This is a genomic window from Enterococcus sp. S86.2 (assembly GCF_059834485.2).
This window is the reverse complement of the sequence record NZ_CM206813.1, coordinates 2,608,045-2,621,759: the sequence shown is the minus strand read 5'-3', so window position 1 is coordinate 2,621,759 and position 13,715 is coordinate 2,608,045. Positions and strand designations below refer to the sequence as shown.

Genomic DNA, 13,715 nt, shown 5'->3' with positions numbered 1-13,715 from the left:
AGAGGGATGAGAAAATGAAGTGGAGTATGGGATTACTTTTAACTTTACTAGGTTTTCAAATGGCAATTGTACCGCCGGAAACTGTCGATTCATCACAGGTTGAAACAAAAAAAGAGACGGTTACAACGAATGTTTCAGCCAGTACTACTGAAAGTTCAGCCTCAAAGGAAAGTGAAGAGATAAGTGATGCAACTGCAAGTAGTAATGTGATTGAACCAGATGGAACAGAAACAACAGATGCCAATAATTTGCCCCGCGCCCAACGGAAATTACCAGAAATTAAAAGCTCTGCTCCTCTGCAATCACCTTTAACTGCTGCACAAAAGGCACAAATTAACGCGTTACCAGCAGTAAATGAAGCACAGCTCAATCGCAATCTTTATGCGCGGAGTAGCACGACAATGACGACAGAGCAGCAAAAAATTGTGACCGAAGTAAAGCGTCACTTAAATAAACCCTATCGTTGGGGAGCAGCCGGTCCCAATGATTTTGATTGCTCTGGGTTAGTTCAATACGCTTATTTGAAAAGTTTAAATATCCCCTTACAGCGGGTGACTTACCAACAAGAAAAGCAAGGTACAGAAGTTGCGCGAAGTAGTGCAAAAGGGCAAAATTTAAATTTGAAAGCAGGGGATTTACTATTTTATGGTCCCCGGAATGCCACGATCCATGTGGCGTTATACATTGGAGACGGACTTGCGATTCATGCCCCTTATCCTGGTCAGCGTGTCTCTGCTTTTGCCATTCAATATTTTTATCCAGATTTTGCTCGTCGAATAATCAAAGATGAACTACCCGTTATTAAAAACGGAACGAGTATTACGATAAAAAGTGGTGCGTTGAGTTATTCAGATGGCAGTTGGATTCAAAGTGCTGATCGCAATCGGGCCTATACAATTACCGGGTATAAAAAAATTACTGAAAAATGGGGCAGCCGCAAAATATATGCCGTTAAAGAATCCAAAAAATGGCTGTATGAGTTAGATGTTCAACCGCAAACGAGTAGCTATGGATTACTAGGCAACGGCACTATTTTTAGTCTAAAAAGTACGGCGGGTTCGTATCAAAGTGGCGGTAAAATTACAGCAAATGACAAAAAGAGTGCTTTTGTGATTGACAGTGTTCGTTATATCCCCAAAAAGTTTGGTAGCATTCGCGCCTATCGTGCCAAAGGGAGTAATCGTTGGTATTACGAGTGTGATGTGACACGTCAGGTTAGCAGCTATTCACAACTTGGAATAGGCACAGTGTTTAGCTTGAAAAAGACGGCGGGTTCGTATCAAAGTGGCGGCAAAATTACGGCAAATGACAAAAAGAGTGCTTTTGTGATCGACAGCGTCCGCTATATCCCCAAGAAATTTGGTAGCATTCGTGCCTATCGTGCCAAAGGGAGTAATCGTTGGTATTACGAATGTGACGTGACACGTCAGACCAGCAGCTTTAAAGAGTTAAAAGTCGGAACTAAAGTTGTGACGACTAGCCGCGCTACGCATTATCAAACAGGTGGCAAAATTACAAGTGGGGATAAGAATAAAGTCCACCAAATTGAAAGAATGCGTTTGATTCCCAAAAGAGGCATTCATATGCGTATTTATAAGATGAAAGGCTCAAGCCGCTGGTATTACGAAGGGGATGTGACTTTACAAACGAGTAGTTTTAAAGCGTTAAAAAAAGGACAACGGTTAAATGTTAAAACTTCAGCGCGCTCTTATCAAAGCGGCGGTTGGATCTTGAAAAGCGACTATAAAAAAACTTTTACCATCAAAAATGTACGAGATATTCGCAAAAAATATGGCAGCATTCGCGCCTATCAAGTTAACGGTAGTAACAAATGGTATTACGAAGCAGATGTTAAAGGGAAGTAAGTCTGGTGAAAATTAAAGAAAGACAGAAACAAAAGTAGGATGACTTTTGCTTCTGTCTTTTTTTGCTCTAGTGGTAATGCTAACCAATAAAACAGGAATTTTGCTAGCTTTTAAAGTCGATCAGCTAGTTGACGAGCTTTAGTTTTATTTGTGAAATTTTTATTTATTGTTGTTCTTTTTAATGGAAAAAGTCAGTCAAAGTTAATAAAAATATTTCTTTATTTTGATTGGGATAACAAACGCTATTCATAGCGGAGAAAATTATTTTTGTTGATAAATTGCAATATTCTAGATGATAATAATTTTTTAACGATAATAATTATCGTTATTTTGTCTAGAAATGATTATTTTTGAAAAATAAAGAATTGCTAAAAAACAAACTTTTTATTAAAAAAATGGGAGTGATTTTATTCACAATTAAATAAAAATATGGTAGATTTTTATATAACAACCATTATATAAGATTTGTTTTTTATAAAATGAGTAAAATAAGCAGTTCTTATTATGCTGGATAAGCAAGGGAGACGGGAGGCGAGGATTCCAACAAATTTAAAAACAAGCAAGACAATTATATTTTGACCGCAAATCAAAAAGTGATTTGCGTTATTTTCGTTTTTACTGAATTTTTAGCAGCAGAAGAAAACGAAATATTGTGGGGGAATAACATTTTTTTGGGAAATAAGGGAGGATGCAATTATGGAAAGAAAACAAAAAAGATTTAACTGGATAACATTTTTGACAATCTTGTTGACGCTTTTTCCGTTTGGGGAGGCACTTTTTAGTGGCGGAGCAGTTTTAGCGGCAACAGCAACAGATAAAACTACGCATACTGTTTTTCAAAATGAAGCAGGTAATGCCCGAATCACCTATAGTGTGGATGAAAAAAATAAGGAAATACAGTGGTTGATAGATTACAACAAGGCTGCTAGTGAATTACCCCGCGCTATTGGTTTTTCGCTTAAAAGTGGCAACGAAGAAGTGACACCAACGGCAATTCAAAGTAATGCAGGTGACATCTTTACTTATGCCGCTGGTTTTTTACAGACCGCCGCTGAAAAAACAGCACAATTAGGCCATCAAGTTGCTTTTACTACGCCATATCGACATCAACTGACGATTACACCGCAAATTTTGGCTTATGATTTAAAAGGTGGAAAAACAGATTTATTAGCACAAACCACACCGCTAACGGTAACACTGCCAGCTCTGTCTGCCAAAAAAGAAACGCAGTCAACCAGTAAACCTGCAGAAAAAGGCAATGAAAACAATAGCACAAGGAGTAACGCCAAAAATCAGGTGCTACAACGCGCTACAGCGCGTACAAAAGAAAAAGGCAATGAAGCCAATCTGGTGGACTTAGATACAGGAAATTTTTTAGGGGATAATCAAACAATTTTATTGAATGCTACTTTAAAAGACGATCAAAATCAGGAAATTAAAGATGGCGATAGCATTGTGATTGGTCAGAATATTCTTTTGGAATATAACTGGCAATTACCTGAAGGTCTGCGTAAAGAAATGCTGGGTTATACAGCTAATGCAGGTGACAATGACTTTCAAGGGGATTATTTTACTTTTAAATTGCCAGAAAATTTCCACATTCATCCTACAACAGCTGATCAAACAATTTCAGGCGAGTTAAAAGATGGGCAGGGGATTTGTTTTGGTCGTTTTAATATTCAAGCAGATGGAACGGTAACCCTTCATTTTTCCGATAATATTGAAAGACGCAACGATATTTCCGGCACATTTTATGTCGCTGGTACTGTCAGTGACGTAAAAGGAAATACAACGGGAAATGTAGAGGTAAAAGTTCCCTTTGTCCAAGAAGATAGCGATACGACAGTTCATGTTGAAGAACCTGACTACAAAGCTTTGGAAAAAACTGTTGGTAAAGTAAGCTATGGCAGTAGTGAAAAGGCCAATGTAACGTGGACAATTATCGGCAATAAATATGGCACAGAAATGACAGCCGGTAAAATTACAGATACATTACCTGAACATCTGACGTGGACTAAAATTACGGTTTATGAATACGACGTAGCCGATGTGAAGCCTGATGGAACATTAAATGGTACCGGCAAAGATGTTACCAAGTCGGTTGTCATTGGCAGTGACAAAACCAAAGTCGCTGTGGGCTTACCAACGCCGACAAGTAAAGTTTATAAAGTTGTGGTAGCAACAGAAATTGATTTAACAAAACTTTCTTTGGATAAAGTAGTGAGCACTGATGGAAAAAAAGTGACTTATACCAGTCCAGATATTAAAAATGAAGCACACTTAACTGCAAAAGAAGGTTTAGATTTGACGGCAGTGGCCTCTACTACTGTCGTGGGCAGTGCTACTGTGACGAAAAGTTATGTGGAACAATATGGCGAGATTATTAACTGGAATATTGTTTACAAGCAAAAAGATGCCAGTTTGCCAGCAGTCGATATTTATGAATTACCGGATGGAAATCAAGATTTTTGTACCAAAGATGGAACACCAATTACAACGGCAAAGCAACTGCAAGATTATTTGCAAGAAATAACAGTACCCAAAACACAAGTTACCGTCAGACAAGATGCCGGCAAATATGTTATTACGATTCCAAAAGGAACAAAAGGACAAGTGAGCATTCCGATTTACACCAAATTAAAAACAGGTGCTACGGCAACTTCAGTAGCCAATACTGCTTCTTTTACTGATAATAGCGGCAGTAAAGGCACACATCATTTAACCAGTGGGGTGGTAAAAGAAGTCAATGGTAAGGCTGTTGACTTTACGAATAAAACCATTCCTTGGGCAATTACGATTAATAAAAAACGCAGTGGTAAAAATGATGCAATCAAATTGGATAAATGGTCAATCACCGATACATTGCAAAATGACATGTATATTCCAGCTAGCACTGCAGCAGATTTAAAAGGAAAAATTACCGTTACCCGTTATGACAAGAATAATAAGTTAGTAGGGTCATTTACTAATTTTACCGTTACCATCGATGAAAAAAATGCCAATGGTGTTACTAAATTTACCGTTAGTTCTACGCTAGAAAAAGCTTCTGACGATTACTTTATAATTCGATTTAAATCAAATTATGAAACATTAGCCGATACGATGGTGAATCAGGTTGTTTATAACTATTCAAGTAACGGCGTAAAAGGCCAACAAAATGGAGAAGGTAAATATGAACATAAAAGCTACTACAATATTGATTTAGATAAAGCCGGCACGTACCGCTATGATAAGAATACTAAAAAACACTATGTAAATTGGGGCGTGACGATTAACGCACAAGGGCACTATTATGGTGAAGATGCACAGGTCGTCGATGTCTTAAACCCGGGGCAAACATATGTGGAAAATAGTTTTAAAGTCTATGTTAAAAAAGGGGATAACTTTGAAGAAGTTACAGAAAATCCACCTTTGAAGCTGCAAAATGATAATGGAAAGTTAACGATTACCGGTTTTAAAGCTGGCGAGCAGACAATTTATAAAGTTACGTTTGATGTAGTAGTAAAAGATTTAGAAAATGAAAGCAATATCCCCTCTGGAATCGTGAAAAACACAGTACAATATAGCGATCGTAATAATGCAGAAATTAAAAAAGACGCACAGCTTAGTCTAGACAATAACAAAGCCTACGTTACCAAAGAAAAAAATGCGGCAGGGGTTGTGACAAATGATCCGGATTACCCGGGTAAAAAGATTACAGCCTATCAGGTCACAGTAAATCCAGCGGGCTTCATCTTGTACAACGTGAATGTTGCGGATGAACCAAATGAATTTTTAAATCTTATTCCAGCAAGTTTTAAAATTATGGACGATAACTACGAGTTGAAATTAAATCAAGACTACACGGGGAGCGTTACACCGCGAGGTTATATTATTACACTGACAGGTCCATATGAAAAATTGGAAAAAACATTACAAATCACCTATAAGGCAGAGGTCAATCCAATTGGACAACCGGGAAAAGAAATCCAATTGAAAAATACTGTCAAAGTAACAGGTGATAATATTACACAAAAAGAAATCACAGATACAACAGAAGATAAATTCAAAATTTCAGATGCTGGTGGGACCGCACAAGGTGTTACCCATAAAATCACGTTGCACAAAGAAGATCAGCATAGCCAAGCAGCGCTGGAAAATGTTCGTTTTGATTTGTATCGCAAAGGATCTGACGAAGCAATTGATACCAAGCAGACAGATACTTCAGGAAATTTAACATTTGAAGGACTAACTTATGGAGAATATATCATAAAAGAAGGCCAAGCATTAAGTGGTTATTATATCAGTCCAGAATTAAAAGCAGGAATAAGCGTAGTAATCAAAGAAAATGGTAATTCTCAAGCGCAAACCATTTCTTTGAGCTACACAAATGAGCAAGTCGGAAATTTAAAACTGATAAAAAGTGATGCTGAAACAAAAGATAAGAAATTAGCAGGTGCCGTTTTTGCCTTGTATCATGCAGATGAAAAAGGCAATGCCACAACCCAAGTTACAGAAGATGCGCATGGTAAAAAACTAGGTGCAACGGCTACCCATTATTTCACCACGCAAAATGACGGTACTATTTTGGTCGAAAATTTACTTCCGGGTAAGTATATTTTTAAAGAAATTACAGCGCCAACAGGCTATGAATTACCGCAAGATTTGTATAGCACAGTGGTGCAAGTAAAAGCTGACGCAACGCAAACAGCAACTGTAACCAAGACAAATGAAGTTTTAAAAGGTACGATTCAGTTGAAAAAAGTTGCTGAAAAAACGTTAACAGCATTGCAAGGAGCGGAATTCACCTTAACGAGTGAGCCCCTTCAGACACCTGTGGTTAAAACGAGTGAAGCAGATGGTAGCTTTAGTTTTGATTTAGCGTATGGCTACACTTATACAATTACGGAGACAAAAAATCCCAATGGTTATAAAGGCGATTTTGTCTTAACCCAGATCGCTTTAAATGAACAAGGAAAAGTAACAGTGGCAGGTAAAGAATTAACAGAGGCAGTATACTCTGTGACCAATAAATTAATCACGACTGAAATTGCCGGTACTAAAATATGGAATTTAAAAGGCAATGATGAAGCGGGCGTCGTGCCAAATGAAATTACAATTCAATTGGAACGAAAACAAGCAAACACACCGGATGCAAATTATCAAATTGTTGATGAAGTTAAGACAAATGCGACAAAAGGGTGGCACTATCAATTTAGTAATTTACCAGTTTATGATGTTGATGCCGCTGCTGGTGTGAAATTTAGCTATCGGATAAAAGAAGTTCCCTTAGCTGGTTTTGACAGCCAAGTTACAGGAACTTCACTTACCAATACTTTAAAGACTCAAAATATTAGTGGTGAGAAAACTTGGGATGATTTGGCTAGAAAATATGCGGTCATACCAACTTCTATTACGGTGAATTTAGAGGTTAGTTGCGATAATGGAAAGAACTGGCAAGCTTTCAGACGCAACCAAGTTCCTGTTAAGGCAGTCGTGACAGCGCCGAAGTGGGCCTATAGTTTTACCGATTTACCGTTGTATGATGAACAAGAAAATCGCCTAACTTATCGGGTGAAAGAAGATGTCCCTACTGGTTTTGTAAGTCATGCCAATGAATACAATTTGCACAATGAAATGGAGACGACAGAAGTTAGCGTTGATAAAATTTGGCTTGATCAAAGTGATCACTATGGCATGCGCCCAGATGGACTAGACTTTACGTTAAAAGTCAAAGTTGAAAAACAGTGGGTAGATTTTGAAGATGTTTTTAAAGTTGACAAAAAAATCACCTTGCATAGCAGTGATAGCGATAATATTTGGCATGGTACATTTACCGATCTGCCAAAATACGATGCCGCTGGAAGTTTGATACAATACGGTGTAGCCGAAAATTTAGTGGGGATTAAAGAAGCCTATACCCCGCAAGATGAAGAAGCTGGAGCCGACCATTACGTAAAAGAAGTTGCCGAAAATGGAAGGGTAACGTTTACCAATTGTCTGCGGGAAATCTCAGTGAGTGTGACCAAACAATGGCAAGATTTTGATAATCAATTTGAAAGTAGACCCGAAATTGTAACCTTTGAATTGCAGTCTTGGCCAGAAGGAACACCAGAAGCATTAGCCCAAGTTGTAAAAACGCCGACAAACAAGACAGGCCGTTATCAATTAAGCGGTCCAGATTATGGAACGGTGACAGTCAGTGGGTTGCCAAAAGCCGATCATACGCAAAAAACGTTGCATTATAAATTTGTGGAAGTAAAGACTGCCGCTAACTATGAAGCTGTAACGAATTTTTCTGCTGATGGCAGTCAAGTGATTACAAATCAGCTAATTACCACCAGCGTTGCAGGAAAGAAAACGTGGCAAGATGCCAATGATGCGGCCAAAGCTCGTCCAACCCAAATTAAAGTCCAACTTTTGCAAAATGGTCAAGCTCTGAGTGGTGCAGCTTACAGGAAAATTGTGACCGCTGCTAATGATTGGCGTTATGAATTTAGCGACCTGCCGAAATTTGATCAAAATGGCAAAGCTTATGTTTATTCCGTCAAAGAATTGGATATCCCGACCGGTTATGAAGCCATTGTCAAAGACATGGACATTACAAATTACTTGCAGAAGGTGACCTACAATGTCCAAAAAGTTTGGGTCGATAATAACGCAAGTACTCGACCAGATAAAATTTCTGTCGCGTTAACTGCCAATGACCAAGTAGTGGCGACTGCTATTTTGTCTGCTGATAATTCGTGGCAGTATACGTGGGAACAAATGCCGCAAATTGACGAAAATAATCAGGTGATCAACTATCAAGTTGTGGAAGTTGAGGTGCCAAATGGCTATGGTGTAACCTATGCACAACAAGGAAATGATTTTGTGGTAACCAACACGTTGTTGACTACGCCGGTTGTACCTACTACACCAGTAATACCAACAACGCCTACGACACCAACTAATACACCAACTACTTCACTGCGGGCAAGATTGCCGCAAACAGCGGGCACACTATCTGATACAACAAGCACAACGACGCGCCGCCGTTTACCAAATACCGGAAGCAAAAATACTGCTTTACCATTTTATGGTTTACTAGTATTGCTTAGTGTTGCTGCTTGTGGCTGGTTTGTTTACCGTAGAAAAATATAATCATGTAGTTAAAAAACAGTACCTACTAGGATGTAAACAGTAATTTTACTGCTTACTTGGTAGGGCTGTTTTTTTTAGTAAGCTGCTAGTTGTCAGCTAGTCTGACTGCAAGCAAGCCTAAAATATTTTTTTAAATATTAAAAATAACGCACAATAGCTCCTGGCAGTAGCATTTCTTGTCAAAAACAGGTAACATGAATTTAATGAGAGTATACTTTGACAAGGGGGAAGGGATATGAAAAAACTTATTTTAACCACAGTTGTATTGAGCGGGTTAATTTTAGCTGGCTGTCAAAACAATAATGACAAAAATAATAACAATGCAAGTAGCGAAAGTACGACGGTAACCTCAAGTGTAGCAACAAGTGAAAATCAAACTTCAAGTAGCAAAGTAGAATCAACGGTTACTGATAAAAATGGAATTATCATGCCGAAAAATGAATTGTTTGAAGAAACGTTAACTAAATTTAAATCTGCCCATACAGAAGCGATTATTACCAACTTTAAATGGGAGGCGCAAGGGCCAACCGGTCAAGTTGAGATTGAAGGCGAAGACAGTAGCCAAGAATACAACATGATTTTTGATCATAGTGGCAAACTAATCGGCGATACCAGCAAAGTTAACGATGATAAAAACTGGCAAGAAGATGAAGTGAAAACCGATGCGGTGCTGACTTTGACAGATGCAATCAAAAAAGCACAAGAGCAAGCGGATGGATCAATTACTTCTGCTGAATTGGAAAAAGATGATGGTGTGACCAAATGGGAACTAAAGATATTACACACCAATCAAGAAATTGAAATTACACTGGATGCACAAGGTGGCAAGGTTTTAAGTAAAGAAATAGATGATTAAAACCTAAGACTGTGACTATTTGTTGCAGTCTTTTTTTTATTTTGAGAAAAGTACAAAATTTTTTTACAGTAAGAATAACGGGACCTAATCAAAAATACGAAAAAATTCGCGCGATTTTTCCAAAGAATAAGCTGTGGCATAATTTTTTTGTGCCAGAGACCTTTCGTCAATTTTTTCTAGGTGTAAAATCTTTGGAAAACAGCATTTAGACTAAATTGTCATGATTTTTGCAAATATTTGTTATAATACGTAAAAAAGGGGGGAGTCCGTTGGCAGAAATGCGAAAAAAACGCCTGATGCAAGTAGAAAATCAAGTAGTATTGCCTTTAAGTCAGGAGTTTTTAACCAAAAATAATTTACAGGCTGACAGTATTGTGAAGGTCGATGAAGCACTATTAGCACAAGCTTTGACGGAACTTTCCAAAGAAGATATTTTAGAAGATGTCTTAGCAAAAGTGATGAACCAATATGCAGATGAAGAGGAAAAAAATGATGGAAATTAGACAAGCGCAACCAGGGGACTATCCGGCTATTTACCAACATGTACAACAAGCTTTTAAAACAGCGCAAGTATCCGATGGGACAGAGCAAGATTTTGTTGAAGCTCTGCGTAAAAAGACAACATTCATTCCTGAATTGGAATTTGTAGCAGTTGAAGAAGGTAAAATCATTGGTCATGTTATGTTAAGTGAACAAGAGGTAAAGACTGAAGATACCCATATGCGCAACTTTTTACTGTTAGCACCATTAAGCGTCGACTTTAATTACCGCAATCAAAAAATTGGGGGAGCTTTGATGGAAACAGCATTTAAAAAAGCTGTTGCGCTAGAACGTCATGCTGTTTTTTTAGTGGGAAATCCAGATTACTACAGTCGCTATGGTTTTTCTCAAATTCAAGCTTTTGGCTTGAAAAACAAAAGCACGATACCTGATCAATTCATTTTGGGGCAAGAATTGGTTCATGGTGTTTTGGCTGATATCAACGGAGAATTGGAAATTAAAGAATAAGGAGTGGTTACAATGCCCAAAACACGAATTGAGGCATTTACCGATGCGGTTATTGCGATTGTAATGACCATTTTGGTTTTAGAATTACATGAACCAAACGGCAGTACCTGGCGTGCTTTTGCTGGGGTGGAACATCAATTTGCGATTTATTTAATTAGTTTTGTTTCTTTAGCAGTTTATTGGAATAATCATCATCATTTATTTAATATCGTCAAAAAAGTTGATGGCTGGGTCTTGTGGGCGAATAATTTATTTATCCTCATGATGACGCTATTCCCGTTTGCGACAGCTTGGATTGGGGATTATCCGACTGAGTTAGCGCCGCAATTGTTGTATGGCTTGGTTATTTTCGGCACGGATCTGGCGTATTGCCTGCTAGGCTTTGCCTTGGTGCGGGTGAATGGTAAAAATTCAGAAGTCGGAAAACTTTTTGCCCATTATCCAAAGATCAAAATCACATTGGTCATGAACATCATCGCCTTATTAGCGGGCTGGTTAATTCATCCTGTCAGCGTTTTAGTGGTAAATGCGTTGATGTTGGTAATGTGGTTTATTCCTGAAAAGAAAATTGAAGAGTTGAGTCATTTAAACGAAAGAAAGTGATGAGATGTTTGAAACCTTTGCACAGTTAAATTTGCATGTCACGGAGATGCCAGTGGAGCTGGAAGATAATTCTCCTGTTTATCGGGGTTTTCTAAGAGAACTGCCCCAAATTGTCGGTGAAGGACATTCCCGGCAAGAATTGTACCGGCAATTGGCTGAAGGGTATGCAGCATATCGGCAAAGTTTGGTTGAAGAAAGTCGCGAAGAAGCGCAAACCACGTCATTATTAAGCGCCGAACAACTGTTAAAATATTATGACGGGGAAACTTTTGACGGTTTTTCTATCGATACGAAGGCGTAACGCTAGTAAAAAATGTAAAATATACGCACTAGCTTTATCCAGCAGCTTTTTTACCCTAAAAAGTAAGCTGTCCTCTTGACCAAGCTGGAAAAAGTCAGTACAATGACTTTTGTGAATATTTTCAAATCGTACAGATAACACGTTTTTGACGTGTCGAGAGAGAGGCGGTTTCTATTTCGGTAGAAACTGCTTCTCTTTTTTTGGGCTTAAGGGTGACTTTTTGTAAAGCTAACAGCGCATAAATGCTCTGCGTGTAAATTTGAAAGCCAACCTTCCTCAGACAGCTCAAGTTTTTGTACTTATTGGAGAATTAGGAGGAATTTGATGGAGAAAAAAATTCACTTATTATTAGCTGTTTTGGCAACTGGGATGATGTCTTTTGCCGGCGTTTTAATTGAAACAGCGATGAATGTCACCTTTCCAACTTTAATTAGCGAGTTTGGGATTACTACTGGTCAAGTACAATGGGTAACGACGATTTATTTGTTGATTATTGCAATTATTGTGCCCTTTTCAACTTATTTATTGAAAAACTTTCAAATCCGCACGTTGTTTTTGGCGTCCAATCTTTTATTTATTGCCGGACTTTTGATTGATTTTTGGTCGCCAAGTTTTCTAGTATTACTGGCTGGACGTCTATTACAAGGTATTAGTACGGGGATTGCGTTACCGCTAATGTTTCATATTATTTTAACCTATACGCCAATTGAAAAGCGAGGTGCAATGATTGGCATTGGAAATTTAACTACTTCCATTGCACCTGCAATTGGGCCAACTTATGGCGGTGTGTTAACTTCAGCTTTAAGCTGGCATTATATTTTCTTATTTTTAGTGCCGGTCTTATTGCTTTCTCTAATTTTAGGATTATATGCGATTCCGGCAATGGCAATCAAAAAAGGCGGCAAGTTGGATCTTTTCAGCATGGCAGGTATTATTTTGATGTTCACGGGCTTTTTATTGTTCTTAAATCAACTTGGCTCATTATTCAGTATCATTCCGCTTATCGTGGGACTTTTAGGCTTAGCTTTGTTTTATCACCGAGCTACAACGGTTAAAGAGCCGCTAATTCGTTTAACTGTTTTAAAAAATAAAGGCTTTCGTTTATTTTTATTAGGCTTTTTGGTTTGTCAATTTCTACTGTTGGGAATTTCTTTTGTCTTACCCAATTTTGTCCAAATTGTAATGGGCAAAGATGCTTTTGTAGCTGGACTTGTGATGTTGCCAGGAGCTGCTGTGGGGGCTGTTTTAGCACCTATTTCTGGACGAGTATTGGATAATTATGGGGCTAAAAAGCCAATTCTATTTGGTTTAACCTTGGTGACAATTGGCTGGTTGGCCTTGACGCTTTTGTTACGCACACCAATTTTACTGGGTTTTGTGGCAGCTCATGTATTTTATATGATTGGCATTGGTTTTTCTTATAGCAATATGATGACAACTGGCATGAGCCAAATTGAAACAGAAATGTTTGCAGATGGGAATGCGATTTTCAACACACTGCAACAATTTTCCGGTGCTGTTGCCACTGCAATTGTGGCAACGATTATTAATTTAGCGCAAAAAAGTCAATCAGATTACCAAGCTGGGACTATTTTAGGTTCGCAGCTATCATTGATTTTTCTATTTGTTTTAGTTGTTTTCGTCTTTATCGGCTGTCTACGCTACTTTAAAGCTACGGCGAAATAAAAAAACTGGGCACAAACTCGTCGGCCAAAATTTTGGCGCAGCTTGTGTCCAGTTTTCATTTTTTTAAGACGATAAATCAGAATTTCAAGAAATTTGAAAAACAATTTATTGTAATTCCGCCTTATTGCTAGCGAGTAAAGCGCGTACAAAAAGCTTTTCTATCTGTCTGGCTTTTTGAACTAACTCGCTGTGACAATAAGTCAAAATTTCAAGAAATTTGAAAAACAATTTATTGTAATTCCGCCTTATTGCTGGCGAGTAAAACGCGTACAAA

8 protein-coding genes are annotated in these 13,715 nt (G+C 38.1%); all 8 read left to right on the top strand.

Features of this window, described 5'->3' with window-relative positions; genetic code table 11:
* Nucleotides 1-14 precede the first annotated feature (14 nt).
* The 8 genes from AC6R0T_RS12515 to AC6R0T_RS12480 all read left to right on the top strand — a co-directional run bounded on the left by AC6R0T_RS12515 (nt 15) and on the right by AC6R0T_RS12480 (nt 13,441).
* Entirely contained in the window at nt 15-1,865 is a 1,851-nt protein-coding gene (locus AC6R0T_RS12515) for a C40 family peptidase (protein ID WP_303754173.1), read from the top strand.
* A 696-nt stretch (nt 1,866-2,561) separates the two neighbouring features.
* Nucleotides 2,562-8,987, top strand: coding sequence for a Cna B-type domain-containing protein (locus AC6R0T_RS12510; protein WP_303754172.1), 6,426 nt, complete (start codon nt 2,562-2,564; stop codon nt 8,985-8,987).
* 235 nt (nt 8,988-9,222) lie between these two features.
* Nucleotides 9,223-9,843, top strand: a complete 621-nt coding sequence (locus AC6R0T_RS12505) for a PepSY domain-containing protein (protein WP_206903286.1) — start codon at nt 9,223-9,225, stop codon at nt 9,841-9,843.
* A gap of 278 nt (nt 9,844-10,121) precedes the next feature.
* Nucleotides 10,122-10,346, top strand: a complete 225-nt coding sequence (locus tag AC6R0T_RS12500) for a hypothetical protein (protein WP_303754244.1) — start codon at nt 10,122-10,124, stop codon at nt 10,344-10,346.
* Nucleotides 10,333-10,851 carry a GNAT family N-acetyltransferase gene (locus AC6R0T_RS12495; protein WP_303754171.1) on the top strand — a complete coding sequence of 173 codons (519 nt, stop codon included), beginning with the start codon at nt 10,333-10,335 and terminating at the stop codon, nt 10,849-10,851. Before AC6R0T_RS12500 ends, AC6R0T_RS12495 begins: the two co-directional genes overlap by 14 nt.
* A gap of 12 nt (nt 10,852-10,863) precedes the next feature.
* Entirely contained in the window at nt 10,864-11,454 is a 591-nt protein-coding gene (locus AC6R0T_RS12490) for a TMEM175 family protein (protein WP_206903288.1), read from the top strand.
* 4 nt (nt 11,455-11,458) lie between these two features.
* A complete protein-coding gene (locus AC6R0T_RS12485) occupies nt 11,459-11,755 on the top strand; it encodes a hypothetical protein (RefSeq protein WP_206903289.1) in 297 nt (98 codons plus the stop codon).
* Nucleotides 11,756-12,076: 321 nt separating this feature from the next.
* Complete coding sequence (locus AC6R0T_RS12480) at nt 12,077-13,441, top strand: MFS transporter (RefSeq protein WP_303754170.1); 1,365 nt, start codon at nt 12,077-12,079, stop codon at nt 13,439-13,441.
* Nucleotides 13,442-13,715: the final 274 nt, after the last annotated feature.